This window comes from Streptomyces sp. NPDC046122 (assembly GCF_056429965.1).
Map to the genome: position 1 here is coordinate 1 of NZ_JBWKLQ010000021.1, position 14,708 is coordinate 14,708.

A 14,708-nucleotide genomic window follows, 5' to 3' on the forward strand; every position below is an offset into this window, starting at 1 on the left:
GCGGTGATGTCCCTCGACCCGACCGGCGCCGGCCGCAAACGCTGGACCACCCGCTGGAAGCGAGCCCTCCAGGCCTTCGACATCGCCTTCGACGGTCGCCTCACCAACAACCGAATCTGACCCACGAGCCAACCACGGTTACACCGTTTACTGGACAGACCCTCAACGCCCGCATCCGCAGGGCTGTCCGCGCCCGCGGACACTTCCCCAACGAGGCCGCCGCGTTGAAGTGCATATACATGGCGCTGATGAGCCTGGACCCGACGATGAAAGGCTGCAAGCGGTGGACCATGCGCTGGAAGGCCCCCCAACGCGTTCCAGATTGCCTTCGAGGGCCGCCTGACCCCGAGGCTTGGGCCTGGAGGTGGTCGTACAGCACGCTGTAGAGCTGTAGGTCGGGTGGTTTTTCCAGGTAGAGGTCGTGGGTGAACCGTTCCAGGTGGACTACCCCTGCCTGGGGGCTGTCGGCGAAGTCCAGGATGGAGAACTGTCCCGAGAGGCCGGGGTGGGCTCCCATGTGGTGGGGGAGGAACTGCACGGTGATGTGCGGTTCGGTGCTGAGGACGTGGAGGTGTTCGAGTTGTTCGCGCATGATGTTGCGGCTGCCGACGGCGCTGCGTAGGGCCGATTCGTCCAGGACGACCCACAGCCGCAGGGGGCGGGCCGGGTCGTAGATCCGGTGCTGGCGGCGAAGCCGTACCCGAAGGTGGCCTGCTCGGCGGTGAGAAGGGGGATTGTTTCCCCGATGACCGCGTCGGCGTAGGCGGGGGTCTGCAGCAGGCTGGGGATCACCATGGGCTCGTAGGAGTGGATGGATGCGGCGTCCGTCTCCACGCCGATGTAGATGCTGTGGGGGATGTCGCCGTAGGCGTGCCACCAGCCCTGCTGCCCGGATTTGCGGGCCATTTCCATCAGGGAGTCGATGACCTGCTGGTTCGTCACTTCGTAGAGCACGCACAGGTCGCGTACATCGCGGGGGCTGACGGAGCGGCGCCCGATCTCGATGTGGCTGATCTTGGGCTGGGAGACCATGAGCCGTTCGGCCGCTTCGGTGGCCTTGAGCCCCTTGGCCTGGCGGAGCCGACGAAGCTCCGCCCCCAGGCGGCGTCTTCCGACGGTGGGATTGAAGTTCGCCGCCACGCGCGTGCTACCTCCGGCTCCACGTCGTACGTCGTCAACATCGAGGTGGCTTCGCGTACGCATCGCAGGGCAGGACTGGGCTTGGCCTTCCACTGCGCTCGCCCAGCCGGGCTGATCTCTGCGGCTCGGCGCCCCGCCGATGTGGCCTCGGCGCTGCGGGCTCGTCCGGATCGGTGGGGTTGGTACAGGCAGGGCTGCGGTGCAGGCTTTGACGCAGCGCGTACCGCGACGGCTGGTCAGCGGCCGAACGCTTCGGTCAGACGCACGCGGAAGCCCCGATGCCTACGGCCTGGTGCGCAGAATATCGCGCCGGGTGGTGACGAGCTGGTGCTACCGCGCCGGGTGGCCTGTTCGTCGACCAGCCGATTGTGGCGCCGCGTGCTTGGCAGGTAGCGGGAGGTCGGCCATGAAGTGCGCGGTGTCGACGTAGTAACGCGAAGTCCCCGCCCTGGGCCAGTTCGCGTAGGCGGGAGATCGTGGCGGTCCGTGCGTCATGGTCGTGCAGGACGGTCTGGTGGAAGGTGAGGGCCAGCTTGAGGGTGGGTGTCATGGAGGTGAGGCCTGCACCGTCGAGCTCGGTACGCGGAGCGCCGACGCGGTCTTCGGCGGTGAGGTTGCCGGCGTCGCAGGCCGTCGCGGTGGGTCGGCCGGGCTGGCCGATTTCCCCGCGCGACCGCCGGAAATGTTTGCGATAGGGGGCGGGAAGGAGTCAGAGTCGGGAGGGGGAAAGGAGGCGACCGTGACCGTCCTTGCGATGTTTCTTCTTGTCATCGGGGCAATCTTGATCCTGCTTGGGACGGTCCTGGTCGTCGTCGGGGCAATCGTGATCCTCATGGGGATTGCCGTGATCGCCATTGCGGCCTTCATGCTGATCCGGAGAGTGCTGAGGCGCCGACAGTGAAGATGGCGAGGCCGAGGCGGGTGTCTGCGCGTTCGGGCCAGGCGGTGGCCGCGGTGTGGCCTGCGCTGAGGGTGAGGCCAGATGAGCGGGACCGGGGCCCAACGCGTGAGCTGCCGTTGGCGCCTGGCTAGGCCGCGGTTTCTGTGATGAGGACGGCGGTGGTGACCGGCCCCGAGCTGTCGGTGGTGGCTGCGTCGCCTACGGCGTCCCGGACGGCGCGGGCGACTTCCAGAGGGTGGTGTCCGGGGGCGACTGCGAGCTGGATCTGGATGTGGCGGCCGGGCGGATCGTCATGTTGCTCCACCTTGACCGGGCGGCTTCCCAGCACGGCGGTGAGGCGGGCGACCCCCGGAACACTCGTCGCGACGTCCGCCAGCTCCCCGACAGGCCCCCGCATGGAGCCGGTTCCGGGCGCTGGGGGCGAGCTTCGCGTGACTCCAGCTTCCGGCGCGGGCATCATGGCCCTCGCCGCGGTCCGCGACGTCACGCCTGTCTCCGGGCCCTCATGGAGATCCGTGACGCGCAGGTCAGCACTCACGGCGGCCAGGCCGAGCCGTTCAGCGGCCGCGTTGAGCAGTGCGTTCCTCAACTGTTCGGCGGTCTCATCCAGCGGCTGCCCGGGGGATGCTGTGAAGGCGGCCTCGATTCTGAGCGGGCCCGGCGGTAGCGCGCTGGCCGGCGGACGGACGGCTGGCTCGGACACGGGCTCGAGCGGTGCCGGTCCGATGCGCAGAGATTCCAGCCGGACACCATGAATCTCAGCTGCCGCGAGCCCGAGGACCCGGACGGCGGCTTGTTCGGTGATCCATGTGCCGTCGTCGGGACCGCCGAGCGGGAGCAGCCGGCCCAGGTGCAGCTGGTGCCGTACTGCCTGCGTCCACGCCTCGGTTTTCATCACCTCTCACCCTCTTTTTTCCATGCCCGCGCTTCACTCTGGCGCAACTGTGCCCGGAGTGTCCGCGAGGGCTCCGGGCAGGGGCATTCGCGTCACCTAGTTGACCACCTGTCTCCATGATCCACAGCGAACAAAAGGCGCTAAAGCGAGTATAAAATGAATACAGAGTGCGAGATGTGTGCCTCAAAGGAGGAATGTCCTGATGACCGAGAACGCCGGCGCAAAGTATGGCGGTGCGCCCGGTTCTCGTGGCCGGACGACCATCGCCGATGTGGTGGTGGAGAAGATCGCCGGAATGGCGGCGGGGGACGTGCGCGGCGTCTATGCCCTGGGCAGTGGCTTCGCGCGCTCGATGGGCTCCATGCGGGAGCGGATGCCGGGCGCCGGGAGCGGCCCGTCCGTCACGCGGGGGGTCAGTGTCGAGGTGGGAGAGGTGCAGGCGGCCATCGATTTGGAGATCGTCGTCGACTACGGCGTTTCGATCACGGATGTGGCCGGTGCGGTGCGGGAGAACGTGATCTCCGCAGTGGAGCGGATGGCGGGTCGGGAAGTCGTGGAAGTCAACATCATGGTCAGTGATGTGAAGCTGCCCGACGAGCAGGACGAAGGGGAAGAGCGGCAGCGGATCCAGTAGCCGGGACGGGGACGGAGCCGCTGCTTGAGTGAAGGAGCGCGTGATGAGCAGGGCCATGGTGGGCTTGATTGCCGGAATGGCGCTGGGTTTCGCCGCGTATTTCGGTGGCTTGTGGGCTTTCCTGCTGGTGCTGGGGCTGGGCGTTGTCGGGCTCGTGGTCGGGCGGGTTGTGGAGGGTGATCTCGAACCGGGTGACTTCGTCCGCCGCCGAGACCGGCAGGAGCGGATCCGCGACGACCGGCGACGGGCACGATGAGACTGGCGGCAGTGGCCGGTGAAGCCGAAGGGCGTCCGGGCGTACCCCGCTGGGAGCGCGGTGCGACCACCGTCACCGACCGGGTCGTTGCGAAGATCGCCTCCCAGGTGGCCCGCGAGGCGCTGAGCCAGTTCACCGAGTCCAGCCACGTGCCACCCGGCCGCCGGACGCCGCACGTGACCGCAGCCGTGCGGTGGGCACCGGAGCGGAATACCGCAGGACGAGCCGACGAGTCTGCCACCGGACGGCAGGCGGTGCTCGGCGAGGCACGGCTGCGCATCATCGTCGAACTCGGCTATCCGTCCGACATCGGGGCGCAGTGCGCCGCGCTGCACCGAGAAATCACCGAACGGCTCAGAGCCTGGGCCGGCATGGACGTCTCCGACCTCACAGTGTCGGTCGAGAGGCTTCATTCGGGGCACTCGCGGCACACAGATCAGGAGAGGGTGAGATGAGCGCGAACACCCGGCGGCAGCCGACCAGCGACAGCAATCCATCCTCCGGTCCGGGACGGGCAGCTTCGCCCGTCGGTGACTCCCTGGGCAAGGGCTCGACGAAGGCAGAGCTGCATGAATCGGGCCGGTCGGCGCGCCGTTTCTGGTCTGCGCGGCGGATTTCCGCAGCCGTGGTGGCCCTGCTGTCCGCCGCGGCCATCGGATTGCTCCTGTACGACGTGGTCTCGGTGCGGGCAGGCCGGTCCGCGATGCACTGGCGACGGCGGCTCGCCGACGAGCTGGCAACACGGCCGCTGGATGACATCTGGATGATCGCCGGGGCCGCAGTGGCGATGGCCCTCGGCGTGTGGCTTTTCCTGCTCGCGGTGACGCCGGGAAGGCGTGGGCTGCTACCGATGCGGCCGCCCACCGGTGTCTCCGGGACAGGGGAGGTCCGCGCCGGGCTCGACCGCCGTGCAGCTGCCCTGATTCTGCGCGACCGGGCCATGCGCGTGCCCGGTGTCCAGTCGGCGCGAGTCGATGTCGGCCGCCGGAAGGTCAAAGGCCGGGTGCAGGCGCATTTCCGCGATCTCGACGAGGTCCGCGCGGAACTGGAGACGGCGCTGGGCGAAGCCGTGACGACCTTGGGTCTCGCCCGGCAGCCCAAAGTGGCGGTGCGCGTCCAGCGCCCGAAGAAGGGCTGAGGTGATCCCGGTGCTCAAGACAGTGAACCGAGTGCTGCTGGGATTGGTCGGCCTTGGACTGTTCGCCCTGGGGGGCGGCGTGCTGCTGGGCGGGCTGGATCTGCAGCGCCGCTGGGGTTTCGACGTGCCGGGCTGGTGGCCCTTCCGTGGGCCGGACGATGTGGTACTGGGCACCGAGGGACGTAGCCGATGGCGGGACGAGAACTGGTGGTGGCCGGTCGTCATCGGGGTGCTCGCCGTATTGTTGGCGCTGCTGCTGTGGTGGCTCCTCGCGCAACTCCGCAGGCACCGGCTGGCCCAGGTCCTGGTCGACAGCAAAGACGGCGCGGCAGCCCGACTCAACGGCCGGGCGCTGGAGGACGCGATCGAGTCAGAATCGCAAGCCCTGGACGGAGTCTCGCAGGCTCATGTCCGGTTGACGGGCGGGCGTACTGCTCCGGCCGCACGAGTGCGGCTGTTGCTGGAGCCTCACGCGGAACCGGCGGAGACTCTGGGGCAGTTGAGCCGGGAAACGCTCGCGCACGCCCGGGATTCCGCAGGCCTGGGCCGCCTCCCGTCGAAGGTCCGACTCCGGGAAGTCCGCCACCGCGCCCACCGCGTCGCCTAAAGGTTGCCCATATGCGATGTGAGTTTTCCAGCGAGGGCGAGGTTGAGAAGTTGGGCGATGCCGAGCATGGCCTTGTGGGGACGCCGCTGGCCCAGCCCCGCAGAAGCTTGACGTCAGAGACTTCGTCGTATTTAACCCTAATGGTGGGATACTGGGCCAATAAGCCACTTCCCGTGTCGGCGGACTCGTCGACGCGGGACACCTGCCCAGAAGGTGACGCACATGGGCGCAGGCAAGAAAGTCAAGCACACGGCCGAGACCGCCCGGGGTAAGGCAAAGGAAGCGACCGGCAGGGCGGTAGGCAACGAATCCCTCGAAACGAAGGGAAGGGGAAAGCAGGCCAAGGGCGACGCGAAGCAGGCAGTGGAAAAGGGCAAGGACGCTCTCAAGCACTGACCTCCGACGCCGACGGTCGACTGGCGCACCCGGGCCGACCGTCGGCGCCGCTCAGCACGAACGCGCTTTACCCTCAGCTCACGGCGCCAGGGCGGCCGCATCGAGATGTTGCGGCGACGGGCGGGCCAACCGCGCGCAACCCGGGCCACGCCTGGCCCACACACGCTGGTCAACCACGTGACACGGGCACCGTGGAGCAGCTGCAAAGGCGCGCGCCGAACTGAGGAGCTTTGGCCGATTGGGGCCCCGGGCTGCAAGGGCATGGCTCTGGGGCGGTAGCCGCCACCGCCGCGCAGGGCCCTGCCCGCGGCCCGTCACGCTCGCCCATGCCGACTCCCCGATCCGGCATTCCGCCGCTGGCCCCTCACTAGAAGCGCTTGAATGGATGGGTAACGCGGACCCGACAGGCCAAGTGACAGTAGCCCCCTTATGCCCGCGCATATCGATCGCTGACAGTTCCGCGATCCGCTCGGGTGCCAGCTTGGTGACCCAGCCGCCGGTCTTGTACTCGATGCCGTCCACGATCTCAAGGTGTTGGCGGGGTACGCGCAGGTGGTGTTCGCGCTCGTAGAACTGCCGGGCAGCGGCGAGGTGCGCGGCCCACTCAGCTTGAGTAATCCTCGGTTTCGGTTTGCTGTCCTCGGTGCGGGCGAGGACTTGCTCGCACATCCACTGCTGCACGGTGCTCAGCTGCTCGCACGGGAGTGATTGTGTGCGTACCTACTTGCCGAGATCCTCGCCCTGGACGCTGACCTGTCCGGGCTCAGTGGGCAGCGGGTGGCCGGCCTCAAGGTGGGGCGGGTGAGGTGGAAGGCGCGTTGCCAGGCGACTGGCCACCGCGGGCACCAGGACGCGTCGACCGGGCTGAGGTCCGCCCCGGGGGTGGGGGCGTGGCGGCGGCCGACTCCGGCGGCGGTGCGAAGTACACCTTGACTCCCCATTTCACGCTGTCGGCCAGGCGGGCGAGGCGGCGCTCGAACGCGGTGCGGTCGGCCGTGATCATGGCGCGGACGCGGTCGTCGTCGCGGTAGATGGTCGCCAGCCGCAGCGGCAGGACGGTGCCGCCGGCCGCAACGGCGTCGATGACGCCGTGGTGGGCCCGAGCCACAGCCTCCAGCCAGGTGAGGTCCTCGAAATGGGCCGCGAGGGGCGCCGCCTCGAAGTCGCCGGCCGGAACGTCACTGGCGATAGCTGCCGGGCCCTCCGCCTCCCCTTCTCCCGTCACCAGCCGCACCGGTGCGGCTGGTGACGCCCCGCAGGGATGCCACCGCCTTGCAGCAGCCCGTCGCGCGGGCCGCCACGCCGTACACGTAGGTCACGGTCTCGGAGGTCGCCGAGGGCGCGGTGGGCCCGGTGAGCAGCGTGGAGCCGGTCACCGGTCGGTCCTCGGCGGCCGCTTCTCACCGGGGCGAGCGGCCTTGGACGGAGCCGCCCTGCGCCGGGGCCGCTCGGGCGTCCGCTCCGGCGCGTCCTCCGGTCTCCGCTCCGGCGCGCTCTCGGGCGTCCGCTCCGGCGCACCCTCCGCCATCCGCCGGGGCCTCCGTTCCGGCGCGCCTTCCGACGCCCGCTCGGCGGGCCGCCGCTCGACCGCCCGCCCGGCGGGCCGCCGGTCGGACGGCGGAAGTGCCCGGGCGTCGCGCAGGGCGGCGATCTCCTCGCGCAGCAGCCGGTTCTCCTCGGCCAGATCGCGGGCGCCGCCCTCGGCGCGGGAGGACAGGGACGGGTCGTGTTCCCACCAGTCGATGCCCATCTCCTTGGCCTTGTCGACCGAGACCACGAGCAGGCGCAGCTTGACGGTGAGCAGCTCGATGTCGAGGAGGTTGATCTGGATGTCGCCGGCGATCACGATGCCCTTGTCCAGTACGCGCTCCAGGATGTCGGCCAGGTTGGCCGACGTGCCCTGGCCGTACGGCGGAGGGGGCGCGGGGGGTCGCCCTCGACGGGAAGGAGCCGAGGTTGCTGGGGGCTGGTTCGGTCACGGCCGTTCGACCTCGATCCGGCGTTGCTCAGCGCCGGCCGGCGGTGCGGCGGCGCGGACGTTCCTCGTCGGACGGCCCTTCCTCCTCGTCGAGCGGCTCCTCGTCGTAGGGCTCTTCGCCGGAGTCCTCGTCCCGCGCCCTGCCGGCCCTCGCGGACTCGTCCTCGTCCTCCTCGTCCTCGGCTTCGTCCCAGTGGCCGTCCTGGCCTTCTTCGTCGCCCTCGTAGTCGTCGTCCTTGTCGCGGGCGTCCCCCTCGTCCTCCTCGTCGCGGTGGTCCTCCCCGTCGCCGTCCTCGTCCTCCGCGCGGCGCTTCTCCTTCTCTTCCTCCTCGACGGCCTCGTCGTGCTCACGCACCACCTCGCCGTCGCGGATCTCGCCGCGCCAGCCCTCGGCCGGCTCGTCCTGCATGGTGACGAACTTGCGGAACAGCTTCAGGTCGAGGCGCAGACGGCGGCCCTGGGCGCGCCAGATGTTGCCGGTCTTCTCGAACAGCCCCTTCGGGAAGTACTCGACCACGACGAGCACCTTGGTGAGGTTGTCGTCGAGCGAGTGGAAGGTGACGGCGCCCTTGGTCGTGCCCTTGGCTCCTTCGGAAGACCAGGCGATGCGTTCGTCCGGCACCTGTTCGGTGATCTTCGCCTTCCAGCTGCGGTTGGACTTGGCGACCTTCACCTGCCAGTTGGAGGTGGTGTCGTCGGCCCGTTCCACATTGACCGCGCCCTTGGCGAAGCGGCTGAAGTGCTGGAACTGGGTCCCCTGGTCGTAGGCCTGGCGCACGGGAACGCCGACGTTGATGTCCTCGATGATGACGACGCTCTTCGTCCGGGTCTCGCCGCCCGTGTCCGTTGTGGTCGATGGGCGACGGCGCCACCGTTATTGCAATATCGAACCGTGTTGCACGCCTGGCCTGCGGTGACAGATCCCGAATGGCCACTCGGAGCCGCTGTTGCACCACCGCGTTGCAGCGGCCCCCACGCACGAGGCCCCGGGACCGTCGCGGCCCCGGGGTCTCGCTTTCCGGCGTCACGCCCAGGCGATACCCAGCTTCCGCAGCGCCTCCAGCTGCTCCTCCGTGAGCCTGTCGCGCCTCGATTTGGTCCACTGGCTCCGTCTCGCCGTTGACTGTGATCTGTTCGCTGTGACCCCTCGGCACGGGCCGGTCCGCACCTGCCCGCTCCACCCACTGCGTGAGGGCCGCCAGGCCCCGCTGGAACGCCGCCTGCTCCTTGCTCGGGCCCCCTTCGTCGCACGAGCGGCTGCCGGGGCGGGAGACGGGGTCTGGTCGGGCTGTACGCCGAGCTTGGACAGCCGTTCCTGCTGCTCGGGGAGAAGCTGCGCCCAGGTACCCGGGTTCTTCTGCCGCTCCAGCCATTTGCCCAGGTCGTCGCCCTCGAACAGCACCCCCAGGTCCTGCATCCGAGGCGGTGCGGCAGGCTGTCCGGCCGGGCGCATACGGTGGGCCGGCCGGGGCCGCGAGGGTCAGGGGGCGGTGGTGAGGGCCTGGTGGATGTCGAGGGCCAGGCGCAGGCTGTCGGTCGCCGCACGGGGGGTGAGCAGTGTGTCCGGGGCGCCCGTGGTGAGGCAGTTCAGGACGTGGTTGATCGCGGCGCTGTAGTTGTCGGTGGGGGTGAGCTCGATCTCGCGGCGGCCGGCGGCCGTGTACTCGGTCAGCCGCATCTGCGGCCCGGTCTGCTCGAAGGGGCGTTCGTGCAGTTCCAGGACGCCGTTGGTGAAGGTCGCCTCGAAGCCGTGGGTGACGCCGTAGGCGGCCGGGACCATGGTGGAGGCGGTGAATTCGACCACCGCGTCGTCGTAGGCGAGGATCGTTTCCGCCCCGGCCCGCTGCGCGTCCGCGGCCACGGCGCGGGTGTGGAAGGTGCGGGGCAGGCCCAGGGCGGCGACGACGTAGTCGAGGTCGGAGAGCATGACCTCCAGCGCCAGCTTGTCCACGCCCAGTGGCACCGGCCCCCAGATCGGGCCCGCCTTGCGGTAGGAGCGCAGCGACTTCAGCTGTCCCAGCGAACCGTCGGCGATCGTCTCGTGCAGGTGGCGCACGGCGGGGTGCAGGCGCATGAACAGGTCGACGAACACCCGCTTCCCGCTCGCCTCGGCCGCGGCGCAGATCCGCTCGGCCTCCTCGACGCTGGGGGCGAGGGGCAGCTCGCACAGCATGTGCTTGCCCGCGTCGAGGGCGCGCAGGATGTGCTCGGTGTGCAGGTGCGTGGGCAGGCAGATGTCGACCAGGTCGACGGCCGGGTCGTCGTAGACGGAGTCGAGGTCGGTCGTGGTGGCGAAGCCGAACTTGTCCGCGAAGCCCTCCAGCTTCTGCGGGGTCCGTCCGAAGACGACGACCTCGACGTCGGGGCGGGAGGCGTAGACGCCGGCGTGAGCGATACCGAATCCGGTACCGAGCAGTGCGATCTTCATAAGAGTGTCTCCTGGAGCGGGGGTGATCTTCTCCTGGGGCCGGCAGTGGCCGTGGCCGACCATCGGGCATGACTCCACGCTAGGTTTCTTCGAGGACATCAGGTGTCCTCCAAGAACGGCACACTGGGGCCATGACGACCGACATGCCCGCCCGGATGCTGCGGCTGCTCACCCTGCTCCAGACCCGCCGCGAATGGTCGGGCGCCGAACTCTCCGACCGCCTCGGCGTCACCGTGCGCACCGTCCGCCGCGACATGGACCGCCTGCGCGAACTGGGCTACCCGGTCGACAGCGTCAGCGGCCACGCCGGCGGCTACCGCCTCGCCTCCGGCGCCGACATGCCCCCGCTCCTGCTCGACGACGACGAAGCCGTCGCGCTCACGGTCGCCCTGCGTACCGCGGCCGGACATGTCACCGGCTTCGAGGAGGCCGCCCTGCGCGCGCTGGCCAAACTCGAACAGGTCCTTCCCGCCCGCCTCCGCATCCAGGCCGCCGCCCTCCAGGACGCCACCACCACCCTCGCCTGGTACACCCCCTCACCCCGGGCCGCCCCCGCCGTCCTCACCACCCTGGCCGCCGCCTGCCGCGACCACGAGATCATCACCTTCGACTACACCACCCGGCACCACGCCCACGCCTCCCGCCGCGTCGAGCCGCACCGCCTGGTCGCCTACGGCAGCCTCTGGTACCTCATCGCTCACGACACCCACCAGGACGCCTGGCGCATCTACCGCCTCGACCGCATCACCGACCCCGCCCCCACCGGCCGCCGCGTCCCCGCCCGGGAACTCCCCGCACCGGGCCCCGACCCCGCCGCTTACCTCGCCTCGAAAATCGCCGGAGCCCCGGCGCGCTACCGGGCCGTCGCCACCGTCCAGGCCCCCGCCGAGACCGTACGGGCCCGCACCGGAGCACTCGCCGACCGCGTCCGCGCCGTCACCGGCACCACCTGTGCCCTGGACACCTCCAGCGACTCCCTCACCCGCATCGCCCAGACCCTCACCGCCCTCGATGCCGAATACACCCTCGACGCGGACCCCGCCGTCACCCACTACCTCCGCCGCACCACCCGCCGTACCGCAGATGCCCTGAACGATTGACGGCCGACCTCTCAGTGCTCCAGGGCGAGTGCGCGGTGGTCTCGATCGCGCGAGCTGGACTGATCAGTAGATCCGGGGCAGCGACGCTTTATCGGGGCGCGCGGCATGAACGTCCCGAACACCCGCCCACTGGGTACGACGTGCGCGAGGTCGGAGCCGCGCCGTTTCGATGTAGTCGGGGCACAGTCCGTCCGGGCTTATGGTCTTCCCGGTATCGGAGCGGCGTCCGTTCCCTACATGGCGAGCGGTGACGAGCCAGTAGTCCCCGGGGGACCCCCATGAGAAAGCCGGTGGCCGGCCCGAGGCACTTGTCCGGGGCCTCACCCCGGGAGCGGTACCGCGCCTCGATGTACAGGGCGGCGAAGGACAAGTTGTGGAAGCTCTGGACTCCTCGCATGAAGCGAGCCTACGGGGCGGGTTTCGCCGGGCTGGCCCCCTCTTGCGCGACAGAGCCGATGCTCATGCTGGGGCGCCTGGCAGGGCGCCTGGCAGGGCGCCTTTCAGGACGTTCAGCAGGGCGTTCGCCAAGGCGTCCTGGGGGGCGCTTCACAGGGCGCTTCACGGCCGTGCGGCGGCTGGACAACGGCGCACGCCAGACCATGAGGTCAAGGGGAGTCGACGACGCCGACTACTTCACTGAGAGACCCTTTGGGAACTGGTGAAGCTCCGATCACCTGCCCAACCACCCTCCTGACAGCGCGCCCTCCGGAAGGCTGGCGCGCGGCCACAGCACCGGCCCCCGAACCTCAAGAGGCCCGGGGGCCGGTCACGGCGCAGGAAGCGGTCAGACGCTGTCCGGGGCGGCCTGGGGGATCCTCACCGACCCTGCCCAGTCCATGCCCAGCTTCGCGAGTGCGGCGATGTCCAGGAGTGGTTTTTCTGATCAGTCGTTGGTGGTTTGGCCTGCGTTGATCAGTTTGCGGTGGGTCTGTGGCCGGGTGATCGTGGGGTGTCAGTAGGTGCGGTGATTTGGGTGCTGGGCTGGGGGCGGGGATCTGACCTGCGGATTTGTCAGTCAACTGGTTGGTTGATCAGGTCGTGTCATGGGCTGCGCAAGGTGCAGGTTCAGTGATCGTTGGTATGCGGCGGCGCTTGGATGCGCCGTCTGCCGTCTGCCGTCTGCCGTCTGCCGTCTGCCGTCTGGGGCGGGGCAACGGCAGTTGGCTGCTGGGGCACTCCTGTGTCGAGTGCCGCCGGGCGTAGCTAGAGGTTTCGGATGCTGACGATGCCCGATGCTGGCCAGGAGGTGTTGTTGGTGGGGGTGGAGGAGTAGCCAGCCGCGCTGCTGTTTCTGGGCCCAGCGGGGGGGCAGCGAACGGGGCTATGTGCGAGGGGTTCCGCGGGAACCGACCTGGGCAAGCAGCCCTGGCACTGGCCAGCGAAGACGACTCACACAGCCGCCCTATGACAGACGATTCCTGGGCGGGTGAGTAAAGATGGTCCTGAATGATCACCGCTGACCGTTCCGGGAGGGGACCATGGCCGACGTCTGGGTGCTGAGTCCAAGTCATGACGAGCCGGAGAAGAGCCGTCTGATCCGTTCCGACGCCATCACCTACCTCAGCACGTCCGCCGAGGAGCTTGTCGCGGCCCGCGTCGGCTCGGACGACACCGTGGTTCTGGTTCACCGGGCCACCCAAGGCGGCAGAGATCTCCCCGAGGACTTCCACCTTGCCTACCTGGCGAAACTCGCCGTGGCCCGCGGGCGGGCCCGCGTGAGCGAAGAGGACCTGGTGCTCCTCGCCGACACGGACGCCAACGGGGCATGGGACTGGTCAGTGGTCCCCGTCTCGGAGCTTTGGCCAGCCTGACTTACGGATTGGCCCGCCCTGCAGAAGGGGGAACCGGACGAGCGCTGCCCTGGAGGGTTTGTTCCGCGAGCATGGGCTGTCGCCACCGTGAACGCCGTGTCCGATGAGGCGCGTTGGCGTTGCCGGGCGAGGAGGGCGCTGACGGGTCGACGTCGTCGGCCTGGACGGCCCGGATGTAGTTGAAGGCGCTGATGGCCGTGTGCTGGGTCATCGGGGCGAGCGGCGTGGTGTCAGGTATCTCGGCTCCTCACGTACGGGCCGCCCCGCGGATCGCGGCGGCCTCGGAACCGATGCTCGACTCGCGGCCCTGTGGACAGAGTCCGGCGCCGACGGGGGAGAACTCTCCCCCTGCCGAGTGTCCCGTGACAGTGAAGTTGGATCATGTGCCGTTGAAGTTGGACAGGCTGACCGCCGACCGGAATGGTTCGTGCGGCGTTCAGGAGCCGGCTCGGTGCCAGGGCGTGTCGGGTCGGGTGGGTACGGCGTCGGGGGCGAGCCTCAGCGCGTACACCGGCCGCTCGCCGGGGACGGGACCGAGGTATTCGTGCCGGGTCATGTGGCACCAGGCCGGGAAGTCGAGGGGCGCGGCCGGGTCGGTGGCGAGGACGTGGACGACCGTGCCGGGTCCGGCGGTGGCGATGCGGGCGCGCAGGCGGAGCAGGAGGGTCACGCAGAGCAGGCCGGTGCCGTCGACGGTGATGTCCGCGGCCGGGACCGGATTCGGGCTCATCGGGGCAGGGCCTGGGCGACGCGCCACAGGCGGCGGGGCAGGTCGCCCTCCTCGAAGGAGTGGACCTCGTTCAGGGTCCAGCCGTCGGCGAGGGCGTCGACCAGGTCGCGGTCGAAGAAGTGGACGGCGAAGCCGCCGTGCTCGTAGATTCCGTCGCCGTGCGCGGTGCCCGCGCCGTAGTGGGCGTCGCCGGTGTGCCGGACGGTGTAGACGAGCACGCCGCCGGGCCGCAGGACACGGCGGATCTCGCCCACCGCCGCGTGGATATCGTCGGTGGACAGCGCCATGCACAGCAGCATGTGCGCGAAGACGGCGTCCACGGAGCCGTCCGGAAGCGGCAGCGCCTCACGGACGTCATGGACGGCGGTGGTGACCTGCTCCGCGACGCCTTGGGCCCGGGCGGCCTCCCGCAGCTGCTCCAGACCGACGGGGCTGAAGTCGGTGGCCTGCACGGTGAAGCCTTCGCGAGCGAAGTAGAGGGCGTCTCGGCCGTGGCCGGCACCGAGCTCCAGCACCTCCCGCGCGCTGGCGGCCCTGAACACCTCCGCGGCATGGACCGCGGGCGCGGAGGGCTGCTCGCCGTACATGCCCGGGTGGGCGGCATAGGTGCCCTGCCAGTGCTCGCGCTGCGCGCCCGCCAGGTCGTTTTCGGTGTTCGCCACGCCGCAGCGCCTTCCTGTTCCGTCCCACGGCC

Annotated in this window: 16 protein-coding genes and 3 pseudogenes; 10 read left to right on the forward strand and 9 right to left on the reverse strand. The window is 69.6% G+C overall.

Annotated elements, in window-relative coordinates; all coding sequences use genetic code 11:
- Positions 1–155: 155 nt before the first annotated feature.
- Positions 156–339: pseudogene (locus AC07FK_RS31830) on the forward strand (transposase); the annotation flags it as partial.
- Between the two features lie 10 nt (positions 340–349).
- Here AC07FK_RS31830 and AC07FK_RS31835 read toward each other — a convergent pair.
- Positions 350–1,140: pseudogene (locus tag AC07FK_RS31835) on the reverse strand (helix-turn-helix domain-containing protein); the annotation flags it as partial.
- A gap of 493 nt (positions 1,141–1,633) precedes the next feature.
- On the opposite strand from AC07FK_RS31835, the gene AC07FK_RS31840 reads away from it, so the two are divergent.
- Entirely contained in the window at positions 1,634–2,041 is a 408-nt protein-coding gene (locus AC07FK_RS31840) for a hypothetical protein (RefSeq protein WP_479108403.1), read from the forward strand.
- 127 nt (positions 2,042–2,168) lie between these two features.
- On the opposite strand, the gene AC07FK_RS31845 is transcribed toward AC07FK_RS31840, so the two are convergent.
- Complete coding sequence (locus AC07FK_RS31845) at positions 2,169–2,936, reverse strand: hypothetical protein (protein WP_479108404.1); 768 nt, start codon at positions 2,934–2,936, stop codon at positions 2,169–2,171.
- A 202-nt stretch (positions 2,937–3,138) separates the two neighbouring features.
- Between AC07FK_RS31845 and AC07FK_RS31850 the strand changes: the two genes are divergently transcribed.
- The 6 genes from AC07FK_RS31850 to AC07FK_RS31875 all read left to right on the forward strand — a co-directional run bounded on the left by AC07FK_RS31850 (position 3,139) and on the right by AC07FK_RS31875 (position 5,967).
- On the forward strand, positions 3,139–3,570 hold the full coding sequence (locus tag AC07FK_RS31850) for an Asp23/Gls24 family envelope stress response protein (protein WP_479108405.1): 432 nt from the start codon (positions 3,139–3,141) through the stop codon (positions 3,568–3,570).
- 43 nt (positions 3,571–3,613) lie between these two features.
- Complete coding sequence (locus tag AC07FK_RS31855; protein ID WP_479108406.1) at positions 3,614–3,826, forward strand: hypothetical protein; 213 nt, start codon at positions 3,614–3,616, stop codon at positions 3,824–3,826.
- Positions 3,827–3,837: 11 nt separating this feature from the next.
- Positions 3,838–4,281 (forward strand): Asp23/Gls24 family envelope stress response protein, encoded by a 444-nt coding sequence (locus AC07FK_RS31860; RefSeq protein ID WP_479108407.1) that lies wholly within the window; start codon positions 3,838–3,840, stop codon positions 4,279–4,281.
- Complete coding sequence (locus tag AC07FK_RS31865; RefSeq protein ID WP_479108408.1) at positions 4,278–4,964, forward strand: DUF6286 domain-containing protein; 687 nt, start codon at positions 4,278–4,280, stop codon at positions 4,962–4,964. Before AC07FK_RS31860 ends, AC07FK_RS31865 begins: the two co-directional genes overlap by 4 nt.
- Positions 4,965–4,974: 10 nt before the next feature.
- Positions 4,975–5,571 (forward strand): alkaline shock response membrane anchor protein AmaP, encoded by a 597-nt coding sequence (gene amaP, locus AC07FK_RS31870; protein ID WP_479108409.1) that lies wholly within the window; start codon positions 4,975–4,977, stop codon positions 5,569–5,571.
- A gap of 222 nt (positions 5,572–5,793) precedes the next feature.
- The gene (locus tag AC07FK_RS31875; RefSeq protein ID WP_479108410.1) at positions 5,794–5,967 is read left to right on the forward strand and encodes a CsbD family protein; all 174 of its coding nucleotides are present in this window, start codon (positions 5,794–5,796) and stop codon (positions 5,965–5,967) included.
- Positions 5,968–6,754: 787 nt separating this feature from the next.
- Here the strand turns inward: AC07FK_RS31875 and AC07FK_RS31880 are convergent.
- From AC07FK_RS31880 to AC07FK_RS31900, 5 genes and pseudogenes are all read right to left on the reverse strand, one after another.
- Entirely contained in the window at positions 6,755–7,192 is a 438-nt protein-coding gene (locus tag AC07FK_RS31880; protein WP_479108411.1) for a GvpL/GvpF family gas vesicle protein, read from the reverse strand.
- 147 nt (positions 7,193–7,339) lie between these two features.
- Positions 7,340–7,813 (reverse strand): gas vesicle protein GvpJ, encoded by a 474-nt coding sequence (gene gvpJ / locus AC07FK_RS31885; protein WP_479108412.1) that lies wholly within the window; start codon positions 7,811–7,813, stop codon positions 7,340–7,342.
- Between the two features lie 160 nt (positions 7,814–7,973).
- The gene (locus tag AC07FK_RS31890; RefSeq protein WP_479108413.1) at positions 7,974–8,723 is read right to left on the reverse strand and encodes an SRPBCC family protein; all 750 of its coding nucleotides are present in this window, start codon (positions 8,721–8,723) and stop codon (positions 7,974–7,976) included.
- Between the two features lie 246 nt (positions 8,724–8,969).
- Positions 8,970–9,350, reverse strand: a pseudogene (locus AC07FK_RS31895) (helicase associated domain-containing protein); the annotation flags it as partial.
- Between the two features lie 75 nt (positions 9,351–9,425).
- On the reverse strand, positions 9,426–10,373 hold the full coding sequence (locus AC07FK_RS31900) for a Gfo/Idh/MocA family protein (RefSeq protein ID WP_479108414.1): 948 nt from the start codon (positions 10,371–10,373) through the stop codon (positions 9,426–9,428).
- Positions 10,374–10,504: 131 nt separating this feature from the next.
- On the opposite strand from AC07FK_RS31900, the gene AC07FK_RS31905 reads away from it, so the two are divergent.
- Both AC07FK_RS31905 and AC07FK_RS31910 read left to right on the forward strand, forming a co-directional pair.
- On the forward strand, positions 10,505–11,473 hold the full coding sequence (locus AC07FK_RS31905) for a helix-turn-helix transcriptional regulator (RefSeq protein WP_479108415.1): 969 nt from the start codon (positions 10,505–10,507) through the stop codon (positions 11,471–11,473).
- Between the two features lie 1,478 nt (positions 11,474–12,951).
- A complete protein-coding gene (locus AC07FK_RS31910) occupies positions 12,952–13,284 on the forward strand; it encodes a hypothetical protein (RefSeq protein ID WP_479108416.1) in 333 nt (110 codons plus the stop codon).
- Between the two features lie 436 nt (positions 13,285–13,720).
- Here AC07FK_RS31910 and AC07FK_RS31915 read toward each other — a convergent pair whose 3' ends face one another.
- On the reverse strand, positions 13,721–14,014 hold the full coding sequence (locus tag AC07FK_RS31915; RefSeq protein ID WP_479108417.1) for a sulfurtransferase TusA family protein: 294 nt from the start codon (positions 14,012–14,014) through the stop codon (positions 13,721–13,723).
- Entirely contained in the window at positions 14,011–14,676 is a 666-nt protein-coding gene (locus AC07FK_RS31920) for a class I SAM-dependent methyltransferase (protein WP_479108418.1), read from the reverse strand. Before AC07FK_RS31920 ends, AC07FK_RS31915 begins: the two co-directional genes overlap by 4 nt.
- Positions 14,677–14,708: the final 32 nt, after the last annotated feature.

Coding starts and splice junctions, on each gene's coding strand:
- AC07FK_RS31910 (WP_479108416.1), top strand. CDS start 12,952: ATGGCCGACGTCTGGGTGCTGAGTCCAAGTCATGACGAGCCGGAGAAG.
- AC07FK_RS31900 (WP_479108414.1), bottom strand. CDS start 10,373: ATGAAGATCGCACTGCTCGGTACCGGATTCGGTATCGCTCACGCCGGC.
- AC07FK_RS31905 (WP_479108415.1), top strand. CDS start 10,505: ATGACGACCGACATGCCCGCCCGGATGCTGCGGCTGCTCACCCTGCTC.
- AC07FK_RS31840 (WP_479108403.1), top strand. CDS start 1,634: ATGGTCGTGCAGGACGGTCTGGTGGAAGGTGAGGGCCAGCTTGAGGGT.
- AC07FK_RS31915 (WP_479108417.1), bottom strand. CDS start 14,014: ATGAGCCCGAATCCGGTCCCGGCCGCGGACATCACCGTCGACGGCACC.
- AC07FK_RS31875 (WP_479108410.1), top strand. CDS start 5,794: ATGGGCGCAGGCAAGAAAGTCAAGCACACGGCCGAGACCGCCCGGGGT.
- AC07FK_RS31850 (WP_479108405.1), top strand. CDS start 3,139: ATGACCGAGAACGCCGGCGCAAAGTATGGCGGTGCGCCCGGTTCTCGT.
- AC07FK_RS31845 (WP_479108404.1), bottom strand. CDS start 2,936: ATGAAAACCGAGGCGTGGACGCAGGCAGTACGGCACCAGCTGCACCTG.
- AC07FK_RS31865 (WP_479108408.1), top strand. CDS start 4,278: ATGAGCGCGAACACCCGGCGGCAGCCGACCAGCGACAGCAATCCATCC.
- AC07FK_RS31855 (WP_479108406.1), top strand. CDS start 3,614: ATGAGCAGGGCCATGGTGGGCTTGATTGCCGGAATGGCGCTGGGTTTC.